Source organism: Flavobacterium sp. CR10, assembly GCF_055814415.1.
This window is the reverse complement of the sequence record NZ_CP185985.1, coordinates 4,683,353-4,698,749: the sequence shown is the minus strand read 5'-3', so window position 1 is coordinate 4,698,749 and position 15,397 is coordinate 4,683,353. Positions and strand designations below refer to the sequence as shown.

Below are 15,397 nucleotides of genomic sequence, written 5' to 3'. Positions count from 1 at the left end.
TTAGATTTTTTTTATTTTATTCAATTCCAATGAATTAAAAAGCAACTTTAAAATAACTTAAAATTAAGTAGTTTTTTTGTTTGGAAATGTAGAAAACGTTCCTATCTTTGCAACCGCTTAGAACAACTAAGCGCAACGCTAGAGAGTCGGGGAGATACTCAAGCGGCCAACGAGGGCAGACTGTAAATCTGCTGTGAAAACTTCGCAGGTTCGAATCCTGCTCTCCCCACAAGGTCCTAATCTTTGATTAGGACTTTTTTTATGCCATATTTTTAATGATATGTAGAATCTGATTTATTAAAATTGAAATATCATTCGTTTCAATTTTATCATTCTTTTAGGACGAGTTATCTTTCCTTGTAATGAAATCTTACTACTAAATTGCCATTGTCATAAGACAAAAAAAATCTCCACTAGGGAGATTTTTTTGTCTTATTTTAAATGTAGAATTATTTAGCTAGCAATTCTTGGATTTTTGCTTTAAGTTCAGCACCTCTTAAGTCCTGAGCTACAACTTTTCCTGATGCATCAAGTATAAAAGTTGCTGGAATAGCTTCAACATTGTATTGTTTAGCGATTGGCTCTTCCCAAAATTTTAAATTAGAAACATGAGTCCAAGTTAGACCGTCTTTTGCAATAGCTTCTTTCCATTTTGCCGCATCTTTATCTAAAGATACTCCAACAATATTTAATCCTTTTGAATGAAACTCTTTATATAGAGCTACAACATGAGGATTTTCTTGTCTGCATGGTCCGCACCATGAAGCCCAGAAATCGACAATAGTAACTTTGCCTAAGCTTTCTTTAAGCGAAACTACTTTTCCTTCTGGATTAGGAGCCGAAAAATCTGCTCTTCATTTAGCGCTGCCTACTGGTGCAGCTGTAGCTCCAACAGATGGCATTTTTGCTTGTCCAAATCTAGTTTTGATTTCTTTTCCAGGAGCAGTATTCTTTAAAGACTCATCCAAACCATTGTAAAGTCCTTCTAGTTTTTTCATGTCAGCTGTTGGATCATTCAATAAACTTTGGATTATTAAAGCTGTAATGAAAGATTTAGGGTGACCTTCAGCATAAGTTAAATATTTCTTTTTGCTGCTTTCTTGTACTTCTTTCTGAATTTCCATGTATTGTTTCATCAAGCCATTGATAACTGCTGTATCTTGTGCTTGTTGAGCTTGCTTCATTTTTTCGTTATTCTTTTTTTGGAAATCAATTAAACTTTTTTGAGTTTTATTCATTTCTTCCATGAAAGCAAAATACTCGTCGTTGTTGTAAGTTCCAGAGATTTTAGATTTGTGGATACTATCTTTATCAATAGCAATATTAATTTCTCCAGTTTCAAGAATGAATGGAATAGGACCATTAGCACCTTGTAAAATTAATGTATGGAAAGCTGGTTCTGTAACTTTTCCTTTTATTTCAAATTTTCCGTTTTCAACTTTTACTGTATCAAGAGAAACTGGCATTCTTGTAGCAGGGTCCTGACCTTGTAAGATGATAGTTTTTCCGTTTTCAATTCCTGTAGCAGTACCTGTAATAAGGTATTCTCCATCTTTAACTTTGCTGCAAGAAATGATAGCCGCAGAAGCTGTAAGTACAAAAAGTATTTTTTTCATTATAAAAAATTAATTAGTTAATTGATTTGTGTGACAAAAGTATCTAAAAATATAAAACATACAGAATTTTGTAACCTAAAATTTTGTTATAGTTTTTTTAGGTTTAAAACCCATGAAATCAGTATGTTTGTTGGCTTGATTTGATGAAAAACTCTTAATGTGGAACATATTTGGGAGTGTACTATTCAATTTTTTAAATTTTAGGCATAAAAAAAGCACTCGTTTTATTGAGTGCTTTTTTGTAAAATATAGTGTTGTAAAACTATTCTTGATTTGTTTTCTTTCTCCAAGTAAAAGCATTTAAAATATGTCTTTTAGCAAATCTTGCAGGAGAATCAGCATTTACCATTTTCACGTAAGTTGCTTTAGGAACACTGATGTATTCGTAAACACTTCCGTTAGAAAAATCAATAATTAAACGACCTTCAACAAATTTAAAATCTGTAATAGAACAAGTTGAAATTGTTTCTGTGTATTCAGGTAAATTAAGTTTGATAGTATCAGGGTGAATACTTACTAAAAAGTGGTAAGCTTCGATAATCGTTTTACTTTTTTCTTCTGCTTCTTTTAAACCAGCTTCATTTCCAACAAATTTATCAGGATGAGATTCTTTCATCGCATTACGATAAATTGTTTTTAAATCTTTTAATTCTGCAGTTTTGTCTACGTTTAGTAACTTGCGGTATTCAACTATTTTTTTCATAAATAAAGGTAACTACTTGTCTATTAGTTTGAAATCGTTCTTTTTTAGTTCAAATCGACAAATTTTTTGCAAAGGTACACTTTTTTTTAACTTTTTAGTTTTGATCGAAAAAATATTGAAAAAAGTTAACGGTAAGTTTATTTAACAGCAAAGTACGCGAGATTTTTTTTTTTTTACCGCAAAGCACGCTAAGGTTTACGCAAAGCACGCAAAGATTTTTTTGAGATTCATTAAAATGAAAAGTTCGCAAAGCTATGTCTACACAAAGCTTTGCGAACTTAAATATTCTCAATTCATAACACTCAGAAAAACATAAACTTAGCGTACTTTGCGTTAAAAATTACACGTTCCAACAAAAACTTGAAACTATAAATTTATTCTGGCTTATGATTGGCCTTGTCAAAGTTTCTTGATTTTTTAGGATATTTATCATAGCTCATGTCACTTGGATTTTCGATAACCGATTTTATAGTAATCCAATCGCCCTCTTTAAATTTGGCTTGAACCATTTTATAGTCTAAAAGATATTCTCCGCAGAAATAATTATTATTTTCATCTTTTTCGATAATGCCGGTAAAAACTCCTTTTTGTGGCATTTTTTGTTCTGTATCTTTAGACATGATTTTTTTGTTTTGAATTAAAAGGGCAAAGGTAAGCAATTTAGGTTTGTTTTAGGGAGTTCGCCGTAATCTAAGTATATTTGCAGCATGCAGAAAAATTTTAAGCCACATCCTAATTCTTTTAAAAATACTTTTTGTGCATTCAATGAGGTGTTTCCTGAAGCCATTAAAGGTTTAAAGAAACAATTTGAAAGTAAAGCAGGAAGTTCCTATTATTATACTGAAGAAGGAATGTATCGAGTTTCTAATCATTGGGGAAGACTTGCAAATAGTAAATGGCGCTTGGTCGCACGTGATCCCGAAACAGAATCAAAGACAAAAATTGGTTTTGCAAAATGGACAGAATTTTATCCAGACAATGCAACGGAAAAACTGTATTATATTGAAGCCGATTTCGAAAAAAATCTAGCCAATTATCAGCATAAAAATAATCCTCAGTATGATGGAAAAGCGATTTTAAGAACAAGTGCTGAAACTGCAAAAAGATTAAAACAGATTAGAAACCTACAGCAGTTGACCAATTGGGCAAAACATTTTGATTATGATGATATTGATGATTTGCGAAAACAGCTTATCAACGAATTGATTTTTACTGAAAAAACGTTAGAACAAATTAAAAGAGAAGTGTAATGGGACGTAATAACGATAGGAACATTAAAAAACACAACGATAAATTGCATAAAGCCCAGGCAAAAGCAAAACAGGCTGAAATTTCCAGAAAAGAAAAATTAAAGGAAATCATAAAGAAATTCAACGAAAGCAAAGAGTAAATATAAGTTGCCACGAATAACACGAATTAGCACGAATTTTATTTAAAATCTGTGTTCAATGCATATTTAAATTCGTGCTAATTTGTGTAATTCGTGGCTAAAAACAAAAAACAAATGAATTCAAAATTCGAAAACCTAAAAGCAAACGTACAGGAAATCATTGATTTGATTGCTGCGAAAAACGATAGAGAAGCAAACAACAAATTATTGGAAGTAAGCGAAACATTGGACGAAATGATTGATTTTGCTGAAGAAGATGAAGAAGTTAGAGAGATCACTCGTTATCAGGTTTTGCTTAATCAACTTCATGTAAAAATTAATGGAGAAGAACCAGTCGATGGAGAATAAAAAATGTTTTTGCGATACAGGATTGCTTTTTGAAGATTGCTGCGGATTGTATCTCAATGGCAATCAAAAAGCACCTTCAGCTTTAGCTTTGATGCGTTCCAGATATTCGGCGTATGCGACACATAACGCTGAATATTTAATGGAAACCACTTATATCTCAGAAAGAAAATATTATTCGAAATCTGAAATTTTAAGATGGGCAGTTTCTAATAAATGGCAGAAATTGGAGATTTTGAGTTTTACTGAAAACACCGTAGAATTCAAAGCTTATTTTTTAGATTCAGATAATAAACCGCAAGTTCATTATGAATTTTCTGCTTTTAAATTCGAAAATGGTGCTTGGTATTATTTGGACGGAAAGTTTGAATAATTATTATATCTAACACTGTTAGTTGAGATTTTTGATTAAATATTTTAACTAAAAATTAATAAACGATTCGTTTTTCATAATTCCAAAAAGATGTAATTTTAGATTTATGAAAAACGAATTTAAAAAAGGCTTTTATTTTAAGACTTACGAAGCTCCTTTTCAGTCTCCGTTTGACAAACTTTTTACGATTTTTAAAGAGTTGATCACCCATACTTCGGGCGATTTTGATGAAGCCATCAACTGGCTTCGGGAACTGGATAAAGAATACAAACTTACCGACGAGAACTATACTATTGATGATTTTATCGAAGACCTTAAGAAAAAAGGATACATCAGAGATGAAGTAAAAGGCGATGGAAGTTCTGGTTTTGGCATTACGGCAAAAACTGAAAGAGCAATCAGACAGCAAGCTTTGGATCAGATTTTTGGAAACTTGAAAAAGTCTGGAAACGGAAATCATAAAACAAAATATGCTGGGAGTGGCGATGAGCACACAGGGGAATTCCGCGAATATAATTTTGGAGACAGTTTAGAGAGAATCTCATTAACGGAAAGTCTTCGAAATGCTCAGGTAAATAACGGTGTCGAAAGTTTTATGCTTACCGAAAACGATTTGATCGTAGAAGATGCGCAGTACAAAGCGCAAATGAGTACGGTTCTAATGATCGATATTAGCCACAGTATGATTTTGTATGGCGAAGACCGAATTACTCCTGCGAAAAAAGTTGCCATGGCGTTGGCTGAGTTAATCACAACAAGATATCCAAAAGATACATTGGACATTTTGGTTTTTGGCAATGATGCGTGGACAATTCCAATTAAAGATTTACCGTATTTGCAAGTTGGACCTTATCATACTAATACAGTTGCTGGTTTGCAATTGGCGATGGATATTTTGCGAAGAAAGCGAAATACCAACAAACAGATTTTTATGATCACAGACGGAAAACCAAGTTGCGTTCGCGAACGTGATGGTTCTTATTATATGAATAGTAATGGTTTGGATGAATACATTGTCGATAAATGTTATACTCAGGCGCAACAGGCAAGAAAATTACACATTCCGATTACTACTTTTATGATTGCGAGAGATCCGTATTTGCAGCGTTTTGTGAATCAGTTTACAGAAGCCAATCAAGGAAAAGCATTTTATACCGGAATTAAAGGTTTGGGTGAAATGATTTTTGAGGATTATGAAGCGAATAGGAAGAAGAGGATTAAATAGAGTTGCTAAGGTTCTAAGATGCTAAGATGCTAAGGTTTCTTTGCGCCTGAATATACGTTGCGTATATTGTAGAGACGCAACGTAGTGTACCTAACACAACAATTGTCACGCTGAGCGGAGTCGAAGCGCGCCAAATCAATAAATAACAAAATCTATATTTCAACACAATGGAAATAAATACTATAAAGACATTAGGTCAGTTAAAAGCCGCTGGATATAAAAGTACAAGCATTAAAGATGAATTGCGAAATAATCTACGCGACAAAATCAAATCGGGAAAACCTGTTTTTGAAGGTGTTCACGGATTCGAAAATACCGTAATTCCAGAATTGGAAAGAGCAATTCTATCTCGCCATAACATCAATTTACTAGGACTTCGCGGACAGGCAAAAACGCGTTTGGCTCGTAAAATGGTCGAATTATTGGATGAATACATTCCGTTTGTGGAAGGTTCAGAAATCAATGACGATCCATTAAATCCGATTTCTCGTTTTGCAAAGGATTTAATTGCAGAAAAAGGAGATGAAACGCCAATTGCATGGCTGCACAGAAGTGAACGTTTCTTCGAAAAACTGGCAACTCCAGATGTAACTGTTGCTGATTTAATTGGAGATGTCGATCCGATAAAAGCGGCAAATTTAAAATTATCGTATGCAGACGATCGCGTAATACACTTCGGAATGATTCCTAGAGCGAATCGCTGTATTTTTGTAATTAACGAATTGCCAGATTTGCAAGCCAGAATTCAAGTAGCATTATTTAATATTCTGCAGGAAGGCGATATTCAGATTAGAGGATTTAAATTGAGAATGCCTCTAGATATGCAATTCGTTTTCACTGCGAATCCAGAAGATTATACCAATAGAGGAAGCATTGTAACGCCTCTAAAAGATAGAATTGGTTCACAAATTCTGACGCATTATCCAGAAAGTATCGAAATTGCTAGAACAATTACAGAACAAGAATCCAAATTAGATAAAAACCAAACAGATGTTGTTTACGTTCCGAGTTTGGCTAGAGATATTTTAGAGCAAATTAGTTTTGAAGCACGCGAAAGCGAATACATTGACAATAAAAGTGGAGTTAGTGCGCGAATGAGCATTACGGCTTTCGAGAATTTAATAAGTACTGCAGAACGTCGTGCTTTAATTTCTGGAGCTGATAAAACGACTTTACGTTTATCAGACTTCATTGGAATCATTCCAGCTATTACAGGAAAAGTAGAATTGGTTTACGAAGGAGAGCAGGAGGGAGCCAATGTTGTAGCCGAAAGCCTAATTGGTTCTGCTATTCGAACATTATTCCCTGAATATTTTCCTAAAATCGAAAAATTGGAAAAACCAGACGAAAAAACGCCATACTCTGATGTGGTAGAATGGTTTTTCGCCGAAAGCGGTTTCGAATTATTGGATGATGCTTCAGACAAGGAATATAAAAGCATTTTGGATGAAGTAGCGCCGTTAGATGAATTATTAAAAAAATATCAGCCTCAATTGGCAAAAGAAGATGTTTATTTTATGAAAGAATTCATTCTTTGGGGATTGGTAGAATACAGAAAGCTGAGTAAAGACCGTTTTGCAAAAGGCAATCAGTTTAGAGATATTTACGGAAGTTATATTAGTAAATTCTAAAACGATATTTAAGAATAAAGTTAAACCCGACAGATATATGAAGTCTGTTGGGTTTGTTTTTTTTAACACATATCTTCATTGCTGTTTGTCTTCCTGAGCGAAGTCGAAGGATACGCTAGAAACTCAACAAAGATTGGCGAAATGTTGTAAGGAGCTACTTGCGTCCTTCGACTTCGCTCAGGAAGACAAGTAGGAGTGACTCTATGTGTTTGAAGAATAATTTTAATCTGGTCTATCGTGTTTTTCAAAACCGGCTGAATCTTTTTCATTACTAATGCTGTATTTTTACAATCCAAATATTAATTTATGTTATTTCTTATTTTAAGCATTCTTTGCAGCGTTACAGTTGGCGTTATATTCAAAATTTCAAGAAAGTATAATGCTAATCCTTCTCAAATAATTTCATTCAATTATGTAGCTGCAATTGCACTTTGCTATTTTACTTTTAGTCCAAATCTTAAAGAGTTAGATGATAATGCACCATTAGAAATTTATACTTCTGTTGGGGTTTTGCTTCCAATATTATTTCTGTTTCTGGCACTTTCAATAAAATTTATGGGAATTGCAAAGACAGATGCTGCACAACGATTATCATTGTTTATTCCGATTTTGGCAGCTTGGCTATTGTTTAATGAAGGATTTAATACTTATAAAGTTATTGGAGTTTTAGTTGGTTTTGCAGCACTTTTATTCATCTTAAAAAAGCCATCAGACAACGCAGAAAACAAATGGATTTATCCAGCAACGGTTTTACTTGGTTTTGGAATTATAGATATTCTTTTTAAGAAAATAGCTTTATATACTGTTGTTCCTTATACAACGTCTTTATTTTTTGTTTTCTTAATTGCTTTTGCCGTTTCTATTTTAATAGTGCTGTATAAACTGTTTATAACAAAAGAAAGTTTTGTTTTAAAAAGCATTCCTTTCGGAATATTGGTTGGAATTTTCAACTTCGGAAATATATTATTCTACTTAAAAGCACATAAAGCATTTGCAGAAAATCCATCAACTGTTTTTGCGGGAATGAATATGGGAGTAATTATTTTAGGAACTCTTATTGGCGCTTTTTTCTTCAAAGAAAAGCTATCCAAAATCAATATTTTGGGATTGTTTTTGGCTCTTATAGCAGTTGTTTTCATATTTTTATCGCAATTGCAGTAATTTTTTTTAGTTCATAACCCTTTAGTTTACAGTTGTTTTTGTAAGTAAATTGAAATTGATTTAAATTAACTCTACTAATTCTATAGAATTTATAAATATATTTTTGTAGCTTTGTCTCAACAATGAAAAACTATAGTCAAAATATAAGAACGTCTTTTCCATGCTGCTTTGCGATGTGCTGCATGATGAATCACGTTTTGAAATGGCGTTAATAGAGAAAGTACTTGTTAGTTATTTTTTTTTTAGCCTTTCATTGCACCATGAAAGGCTTTTTTTTGAATCGTTAAAAAATCAAGATATGAGAACCAACAGAAATATGAAAATTTTGATGCGCCGTTGCTTAATCAAGATTCCGTGTTGCATCTAAATGGACAGCATAAAATAGATACAATCTTCAGAGAGAAGGTTGATAAACATAAAAAATAACCCAAACCTAAAAACTATATAGTATGAGCTCAGAAATTATAAAACAGAATCCGTTTCAATCTATGATTGATCGCTTTAATATCGCTGCAGATATTTTGAATTTAGATGATTCAATTAAACAAAAACTACAGCGCCCTGAAAAACAAATTACGGTAAACTTTTCCATTACATTAGATAACGGAAACGTTCAAAACTTTGAAGGATACCGTGTAATTCACAATACGGCTTTAGGCCCTTCAAAAGGCGGAATTCGTTATGATACTGCTGTTAATTTGGACGAAGTAAAAGCACTTGCCGCCTGGATGACCTGGAAATCTGCTGTAACCGGAATTCCATTTGGTGGAGCAAAAGGCGGCATTATTTGCGATCCTAGAAACCATTCTAAAACTGAATTAGAAAAAATTACAAGAGCTTATACCAAAGCTTTAGCTGATATTTTCGGACCAGAAAAAGATGTTCCCGCACCAGATATGGGAACAGGTCCAGACGAAATGGGATGGCTGATGGATGAGTTTTCAATACTGCACGGAAGACCAATTCATGCAGTTGTAACAGGAAAACATCTTCATTCGGGAGGATCTTTAGGTAGAGTAGAAGCAACGGGAAGAGGCGTTAGTATTATTACGATTTTGGCGCTTCAAAAATTAAAAATCAGACCGGCAAGAGCTACAGCAGCGATTCAAGGATTTGGAAATGTTGGTTTGCATTCTGCTTTATTTCTGCATGAAAAAGGCGTAAAAATTGTAGCTGTGAGCGACGTTTCAGAAGCATTTTATAATCCGAACGGGATTAATATTCCAGAACTGATTTTGTATTACAATTTGAATAACAAAACCATAAAAGGATATCCAAATTCAGTTGCTATAAAACACGAAGATTTGTTGCTTTTAGATGTTGATGTTTTAATACCAGCTGCGAAAGAAGATGTTATTACACAGAAAAATGCAGGCGATATTCAAGCCAGAATTATTGTTGAAGGCGCCAATGGTCCAATTGCTTCAGATGCAGATCAGATTTTGCATGATAAAAATATATTAGTTGTTCCTGATATTTTAGCCAATGCAGGCGGTGTTACCGTTTCTTATTTCGAATGGCTTCAGAATTCGCTTTTGGAGTCTTGGAGAATCCATCAGATAAATAAACGTCTGGAGGACATATTAGAGAAAGGTTTTGAAACTGTTTTTAGAGTGGCAGTAAAACACAATGTAACGCCTCGTATTGCTGCTTATATTATTGCTTTGAAAAAAGTAGCCGAAACACAATCAGTTAAAGAAGTCGCTTTGGAAGCTCCTTTGTTTAAGCAGAATTAAATCAGGTTTACTTCGTAAAAGATCATTTTCGTTGATTGCGTTTTTTGTCTGCTAAAACGCAATTGATGGAAGTGTCTTTTTCGTTTGAGCTGTTAAATATAATTTTTAGAATCGAAAAGTATCATATTAAATGAAAAACATCAATTTTCTAGCATTTGCTATGCCGGCCTTTTTTCTTTTTTTGTTTTTAGAATATAAGCTTGCCCAACGCAGAAAAAAGCCTGAAATTTTTAACTATGAAAGTTCCGTTTCCAATATCTCAATCGGAATTGCAGAACGTTTGATTAACCTATTTGTTGCGGCCAGCTTTTATCAGCTGTATTATTTGATTTATGACGATTATAGAATATTTGAGATTCCGAGTAATGCCTTAGTTTGGTTCGCCTTAATTCTTGCTACAGATTTCGTTTGGTATTGGTATCATAGATTAGGGCATGAAGTCAATTTTTTTTGGGCTGCGCATATTGTGCATCATCATAGCGAAGAATTTAATTTTACGGCTGCGGCCAGAATTACTACTTTTCAAGCGATTATTAGGACAGGATTTTGGTGTGTTTTGCCTTTAATTGGTTTCCATCCAAGTATGGTAATCACGATGCTGATTGTTCATGGAGCTTATTCTTTCTTCACACATACACAGCTTATTGGTAAAATAAAATGGCTAGAATATGTTTTTGTAACGCCTTCTGTTCACGGAGTGCATCATGCTTCTGACGAAAAATATCTAGATAAAAATTATGGAGACATGTTCACTTTTTGGGACCGTCTTTTTGGAACTTTTCAAACCGAAGAAGAAAAACCAAAATACGGATTAACGCATCCGCTAAAAAGCTATAGTTTCTTGTGGCAGCATTTTCATTATTATTTCGAAATCTACGAATTATGGAAACGCTCCAGTGGATTTAAAGCCAGATGGAATGCTGTTTTTGGAAGTCCAGCCGATATGGATCAAGATATTCGTCCGATTCTAGAGAAACGTTTTCTGCAAGATAAAGCAGCTCCAAATCAGAGGCTTCGATTTAAAAATTACCTTTATATACAATTAGGAATCTGTACTTTGATTCTAACGGTTTTTACCTATTATTTTGATTATTTGGAATTGTATGACAAAGTGTTTGTGCTTTCTTTGGTAATCATCACTTTAATCAATTGCGGTGCTTTATTAGAACAGCGCAAATGGATTTATTATCTCGAATATACCCGTTTAGCTATGATTTCGACTTATTTTCTATATGAAGAAGATTTAATCGCATTTTTCTTTGTTCCGATTGCTGTAATGATTTTTGCTGAGCAGTTATTTTCGCTAAGTAAGATTTATCAAAATACCATTTTGCAGTTGGAACCTGCGGAGTAATTTTTTTTTTTTCCGCCACGAATTCACAAATTATTTTTTAATATCTATTCGCGTAATTGTTGCGTACAAATTTCACGTATCATTTTAAATAAAAATTCGTGAATTCGTGGCTAAAAAAAACTTAGCATCTCAGCATCTTAGAACCTTAGCAACTTAGATTGTCTTAATTTCCATAATCTTCTGTTCAAAAGTGTCTTTAAAATCAGATTTACTTTTAATTCTGGTTTTGTATGTATAAATGGTAGCTACAGAAAGTTCTAGAAATTCTGCCATTTGACTACTGTCTTGAATTCCTAATCTATACAAAGCAAAAATTCGTAATTCAGTATTCAGCAATTCACCTTTTTTGACAATACATTTATGATCGTTTGGGAATAAATTATTGAAATCGATTACAAATGTTGGGAACAGTTTCAAGAAGATTTCGTCAAATTGATGAAACAGATTTTCGCGCTCTTCTTTTACATTATAGCGCTTTAAACTCGCAATAACTTCATCTGTTTTTTTGGTGATGATTTTATGCAGTGTGCTTTTCTGAATATGATCTATTTTATTGATGAAAGCCGAAGTTGCTTTGATAAAATACGTAATATATTCTTCTTTAATGGCATTGGCTTCACTCAAACTCACATTCATTTCCTGCAATTGCAAATAAGAATCGGCCATGATTTTTCTGGCTTTATTTTTCTCTTTTAATTGTTTGAAAATGATGCCGAGGAAAACAAAAATGATAACTGTAAGAATCGTTAGAAGAATAATAATCTTTTCCAGTTTATCATTCTTGTCTTTTACATTATTCAACTGTGCTTTTTCTATAATCGGCAAAATCGACGAAATCTCAATTTTTCGATGTCTTGCATTATAAAAAGTAGCATCATCCATTGCAATATTGATGTATTCGTTTGCTTTATCCAAATAACCCATTTTAAAAAGTTCATTGGCTAAATTTCGAAGCGCAACGGTTTCTTTCGTAGCATTTTTAACATCGGCAATGGCAGCAAGAGCCAAATATTGGATGGCTTTTTTAGTATATCCGCGTTCAGAATAAATGTAACCGAGACTCGAAGTGGCAATTCCGTAATAATCTGGAGGCAGATTATAGTTGTTAATCCAATAGCTGAACGCAAATTCAGCGCCTCGCCAATCTTGCTGTTTCAGACGTTTTAAACTTTCGGCCGCCCAATATTCATTGGTATTGGTTCCGATTAATTCTAAAGCTTTTTTTAAGAAATGATTTCCTTGCTGTACATAATGAATATTAAAACGCTGATCACGGTTGTAATCGGCTAAATCATAATAAGCACGAGCTTTGATGTTGTAATACTCAAATTTGTTTTTGAGATCCAATTTGGTATCATCAATCACATTTAGGGTATCAATGGCTTCTTTAAAAAGGCCAGAAGACAGAAGCACAAAACCTTCTTTTATTCGGCTTTTAGACAAATACTTTGGATCTTTTAGAATTTTAGCTTTGATTTTGGATTGCTCTAAATAGTAATACGCAGAGTCATATTTAAAAGATTTGTATTCATCAAACAAAGACATATAACAGTTGTACAGTTCTTCATTATTCTGACTAAGGGTAAACTTAGATACATTTTTCTTTAAAGATTCGATTTTTCGATATTTCTGTTTCAGGTAGATATCTTTTTTCAAGAGCACCTGATCTAATTCTTCCAAATAAGGATTTGTCTCTTTCGCAGTAAGAGAAAAACCTGCCAGGAAGAAAAGCAGCATCAATATTCTTTGCATGATTTTGTTTTGGTTTAGGGAAAAGTTGGTTGATAGATATGGTTAGTTAATTCGTTTTAAAATTAAGAATAAGTTTGAGATTAAGCTAAACCTGTTTTTCTAGAATCTTGTAAGTTGTTTAAAAACATTGCTTTAGAAGGGGATTTTCTGACTGAAAATAAGCTATATATGTTAAAAACAGGTAAATTATTTGCAATTATACAATAAAAACCAGTTATATATATGCATAGTGAAAAAAATATGCTTATTATTTTACATATTGTCATTTTTACCATTAAAAAACACCTGATTTTCATCTAAACAGCGTCTTGATTTTTTACTTATGTTGAAAAATTTAATTTGTTTATTATCAGTGCTTTATGTTTTGCATTGTTCGAATTTTATCTTGATTTTTCTCAGATTTTTTTTTTAGGATTTATTTAACGGCTAGTTTCGCTGTATCCTTTTGAAGGGGATAACAAACTAACGAAAACCAAAAATTTATGAAATGTAAAAGTCTTTATTGGCTAGCTTTTATGATGTGTTTTTTTGCGATAGGATGCGATAACACAGATGACGGAAGCTACGTAGATCCGATTACCCTTTATGAAAAAGTAAATGGAAATTGGGGATTAACAAATCTGAAAATGGTTGATGAAGTTGCGAAAGCAAATAAGATCGAACCAAACGAAGAAAACTTGAGTACTTACTTTAACTACGAAGATTTTAAAATCAAATTTAACGTAGATGAAAAGAACAATCCAACAAGTTATGAAGTAACTGGAGATGTGCCTCCGTTATTTGCTCCTAAAGGATATTGGGCGCTAAGCTCAGATTTTCAGCAAACCAATGGAGTTGGAACAAAAATCTATTTGTACAGCGATGCTCAAAAAACGCAGAAAACAGATGAATTGAGATTGGTTTCGGTTCCTGGTAAAACCAAAGAAATGCAGATCCAATTGACACATGCTTCTGGAGGTGTAGATTTTGTGTCTTATGTGTTTAAATTAAATGCTATTAATTAAAAAGTAATATGAAAAAGTTTATATATACAGTTTTACTTGCCTTATTGATGGCTCCTAATTTTATTCAGGCACAAGAAGCCGCTGGAGCTGTAGGGCCAATATCATCATTTCCTGTTGTATACAAATATGATGAAAAAGTTACATGGTACTTTGATATGTCGGCATCGACATTTGCAGAAACGGAAGATTTATATATCTGGATTTGGTCTCCATCTGAGCCAGACGCTGGACACTGGGAAAACTCTTCTGACTTTGCAAAATTGAAATATGAAGGAAACAAAATTTGGAGCTTTACGCTGACTCCGACAGCTTATTTTTCTAAAACTCCAGACGAAATTGCTGCAAGTGCCGGATTTTGGTTTCGTTTAAAAAATAAAAATGGATCTAAACAAAGTGATGTTGCCAATGTGCCATATACTGATTTTTCATCTTTTTACACTTCTGGTGAATTATTTAGATCATATCCATCAAAACCATTAATTGATAAACCAGTAAGTATCGTATTTAATGCAAATCTTAATCCTGCATTTGCTGGTACTCCAAGTGTGCACATGCATGGTGGTTTGAATGACTGGGCTATTCAGCAGATGTACGAAGCTGCTAAACCAGAAATTGCCGAAAAAACAAAATTGAAAGATCTAGGCAACGGTTTTTATAAAATGGATTTTGTTCCGAAGCAGTACTTCAATGCTCCAGATGATTTTGTAATGGAAAAGATAAATTTTCTAATGGTTGCAGAGAATTGGACAGCAAATTCTGGCGATCAGGTTATTTATGCAGGAGAATTTATTCCGCCGCCGCCGCCAAGTTTTGCTTTTTTTCCATCGCAAATCAGCCAAAAAGATTTTCTTGGAATGTCAAGAAAAAATAATGAGGTAGGTGTAAACAAATTGATCTACACGATTACAGCTGGACCAAAAACAATTTCTGGTGAGTTTACTGGAGGAACTGCAGAAATTAAAGGTTTTGTCAATTTAGTTTCAGAACTAAACGGAGTTCCAAATTTAAGTGAAATCCACGTTTTGGTAAAAGACAACAAGGACAAAACGATTTCGGATACGACAATTCCGCTTAAAACTTTAGATAAATAATCACTATTAAATTAAA

The 15,397-nt window shown here is 33.3% G+C and carries 15 protein-coding genes, 1 tRNA gene and 1 pseudogene; 12 read left to right on the top strand and 5 right to left on the bottom strand.

Going from position 1 to position 15,397, the window contains the following annotated elements:
* The first annotated feature begins 148 nt into the window (after positions 1–148).
* Positions 149–229: transfer RNA gene (locus tag ACNRYB_RS19675), tRNA-Tyr, on the top strand.
* Between the two features lie 220 nt (positions 230–449).
* Here the strand turns inward: ACNRYB_RS19675 and ACNRYB_RS19670 are convergent.
* The 4 genes and pseudogenes from ACNRYB_RS19670 to ACNRYB_RS19655 form a co-directional block, all read right to left on the bottom strand.
* Positions 450–836 (bottom strand): annotated as a pseudogene (locus tag ACNRYB_RS19670) (TlpA family protein disulfide reductase); the annotation flags it as partial.
* Positions 837–854: 18 nt separating this feature from the next.
* Positions 855–1,616, bottom strand: a complete 762-nt coding sequence (locus tag ACNRYB_RS19665; RefSeq protein ID WP_473728433.1) for a DUF4369 domain-containing protein — start codon at positions 1,614–1,616, stop codon at positions 855–857.
* A 262-nt stretch (positions 1,617–1,878) separates the two neighbouring features.
* Positions 1,879–2,319, bottom strand: a complete 441-nt coding sequence (locus tag ACNRYB_RS19660; RefSeq protein WP_129747705.1) for a KTSC domain-containing protein — start codon at positions 2,317–2,319, stop codon at positions 1,879–1,881.
* Positions 2,320–2,693: 374 nt separating this feature from the next.
* Positions 2,694–2,939, bottom strand: a complete 246-nt coding sequence (locus ACNRYB_RS19655) for a hypothetical protein (protein ID WP_129747706.1) — start codon at positions 2,937–2,939, stop codon at positions 2,694–2,696.
* Positions 2,940–3,026: 87 nt separating this feature from the next.
* Here ACNRYB_RS19655 and ACNRYB_RS19650 point away from each other — a divergent pair, with 87 nt between their 5' ends.
* From ACNRYB_RS19650 to ACNRYB_RS19610, 9 genes are all read left to right on the top strand, one after another.
* Positions 3,027–3,569 carry a hypothetical protein gene (locus ACNRYB_RS19650; RefSeq protein ID WP_473728432.1) on the top strand — a complete coding sequence of 181 codons (543 nt, stop codon included), beginning with the start codon at positions 3,027–3,029 and terminating at the stop codon, positions 3,567–3,569.
* Positions 3,569–3,709, top strand: coding sequence for a hypothetical protein (locus tag ACNRYB_RS19645; protein WP_473728431.1), 141 nt, complete (start codon positions 3,569–3,571; stop codon positions 3,707–3,709). Before ACNRYB_RS19650 ends, ACNRYB_RS19645 begins: the two co-directional genes overlap by 1 nt.
* A gap of 114 nt (positions 3,710–3,823) precedes the next feature.
* Complete coding sequence (locus ACNRYB_RS19640) at positions 3,824–4,057, top strand: hypothetical protein (RefSeq protein WP_008467808.1); 234 nt, start codon at positions 3,824–3,826, stop codon at positions 4,055–4,057.
* On the top strand, positions 4,029–4,427 hold the full coding sequence (locus ACNRYB_RS19635; RefSeq protein WP_473728430.1) for a YchJ family protein: 399 nt from the start codon (positions 4,029–4,031) through the stop codon (positions 4,425–4,427). Before ACNRYB_RS19640 ends, ACNRYB_RS19635 begins: the two co-directional genes overlap by 29 nt.
* Before the next feature lie 106 nt (positions 4,428–4,533).
* The gene (locus ACNRYB_RS19630; protein WP_008467804.1) at positions 4,534–5,652 is read left to right on the top strand and encodes a vWA domain-containing protein; all 1,119 of its coding nucleotides are present in this window, start codon (positions 4,534–4,536) and stop codon (positions 5,650–5,652) included.
* A 167-nt stretch (positions 5,653–5,819) separates the two neighbouring features.
* Complete coding sequence (locus ACNRYB_RS19625) at positions 5,820–7,283, top strand: magnesium chelatase (RefSeq protein ID WP_473728429.1); 1,464 nt, start codon at positions 5,820–5,822, stop codon at positions 7,281–7,283.
* A 306-nt stretch (positions 7,284–7,589) separates the two neighbouring features.
* Complete coding sequence (locus tag ACNRYB_RS19620; protein ID WP_129747710.1) at positions 7,590–8,444, top strand: DMT family transporter; 855 nt, start codon at positions 7,590–7,592, stop codon at positions 8,442–8,444.
* A gap of 449 nt (positions 8,445–8,893) precedes the next feature.
* On the top strand, positions 8,894–10,180 hold the full coding sequence (locus ACNRYB_RS19615) for a Glu/Leu/Phe/Val family dehydrogenase (protein WP_207214075.1): 1,287 nt from the start codon (positions 8,894–8,896) through the stop codon (positions 10,178–10,180).
* A gap of 130 nt (positions 10,181–10,310) precedes the next feature.
* A complete protein-coding gene (locus tag ACNRYB_RS19610; protein ID WP_129747711.1) occupies positions 10,311–11,534 on the top strand; it encodes a sterol desaturase family protein in 1,224 nt (407 codons plus the stop codon).
* Between the two features lie 153 nt (positions 11,535–11,687).
* Here ACNRYB_RS19610 and ACNRYB_RS19605 read toward each other — a convergent pair whose 3' ends face one another.
* Entirely contained in the window at positions 11,688–13,286 is a 1,599-nt protein-coding gene (locus ACNRYB_RS19605) for a DUF6377 domain-containing protein (protein ID WP_129747712.1), read from the bottom strand.
* 482 nt (positions 13,287–13,768) lie between these two features.
* Between ACNRYB_RS19605 and ACNRYB_RS19600 the strand changes: the two genes are divergently transcribed.
* Together ACNRYB_RS19600 and ACNRYB_RS19595 are read left to right on the top strand one after the other, a co-directional pair.
* Positions 13,769–14,290 carry a DUF5004 domain-containing protein gene (locus ACNRYB_RS19600; protein WP_129747713.1) on the top strand — a complete coding sequence of 174 codons (522 nt, stop codon included), beginning with the start codon at positions 13,769–13,771 and terminating at the stop codon, positions 14,288–14,290.
* 8 nt (positions 14,291–14,298) lie between these two features.
* Positions 14,299–15,381 (top strand): hypothetical protein, encoded by a 1,083-nt coding sequence (locus tag ACNRYB_RS19595; protein WP_129747714.1) that lies wholly within the window; start codon positions 14,299–14,301, stop codon positions 15,379–15,381.
* Positions 15,382–15,397: the final 16 nt, after the last annotated feature.

Bases quoted from the DNA above. Each gene is read 5' to 3' on its own strand.
- ACNRYB_RS19665 (WP_473728433.1), bottom strand. From the start codon at position 1,616: ATGAAAAAAATACTTTTTGTACTTACAGCTTCTGCGGCTATCATTTCT.
- ACNRYB_RS19660 (WP_129747705.1), bottom strand. From the start codon at position 2,319: ATGAAAAAAATAGTTGAATACCGCAAGTTACTAAACGTAGACAAAACT.
- ACNRYB_RS19655 (WP_129747706.1), bottom strand. From the start codon at position 2,939: ATGTCTAAAGATACAGAACAAAAAATGCCACAAAAAGGAGTTTTTACC.
- ACNRYB_RS19650 (WP_473728432.1), top strand. From the start codon at position 3,027: ATGCAGAAAAATTTTAAGCCACATCCTAATTCTTTTAAAAATACTTTT.
- ACNRYB_RS19645 (WP_473728431.1), top strand. From the start codon at position 3,569: ATGGGACGTAATAACGATAGGAACATTAAAAAACACAACGATAAATTG.
- ACNRYB_RS19640 (WP_008467808.1), top strand. From the start codon at position 3,824: ATGAATTCAAAATTCGAAAACCTAAAAGCAAACGTACAGGAAATCATT.
- ACNRYB_RS19635 (WP_473728430.1), top strand. From the start codon at position 4,029: ATGGAGAAGAACCAGTCGATGGAGAATAAAAAATGTTTTTGCGATACA.
- ACNRYB_RS19630 (WP_008467804.1), top strand. From the start codon at position 4,534: ATGAAAAACGAATTTAAAAAAGGCTTTTATTTTAAGACTTACGAAGCT.
- ACNRYB_RS19625 (WP_473728429.1), top strand. From the start codon at position 5,820: ATGGAAATAAATACTATAAAGACATTAGGTCAGTTAAAAGCCGCTGGA.
- ACNRYB_RS19620 (WP_129747710.1), top strand. From the start codon at position 7,590: ATGTTATTTCTTATTTTAAGCATTCTTTGCAGCGTTACAGTTGGCGTT.
- ACNRYB_RS19615 (WP_207214075.1), top strand. From the start codon at position 8,894: ATGAGCTCAGAAATTATAAAACAGAATCCGTTTCAATCTATGATTGAT.
- ACNRYB_RS19610 (WP_129747711.1), top strand. From the start codon at position 10,311: ATGAAAAACATCAATTTTCTAGCATTTGCTATGCCGGCCTTTTTTCTT.
- ACNRYB_RS19605 (WP_129747712.1), bottom strand. From the start codon at position 13,286: ATGCAAAGAATATTGATGCTGCTTTTCTTCCTGGCAGGTTTTTCTCTT.
- ACNRYB_RS19600 (WP_129747713.1), top strand. From the start codon at position 13,769: ATGAAATGTAAAAGTCTTTATTGGCTAGCTTTTATGATGTGTTTTTTT.
- ACNRYB_RS19595 (WP_129747714.1), top strand. From the start codon at position 14,299: ATGAAAAAGTTTATATATACAGTTTTACTTGCCTTATTGATGGCTCCT.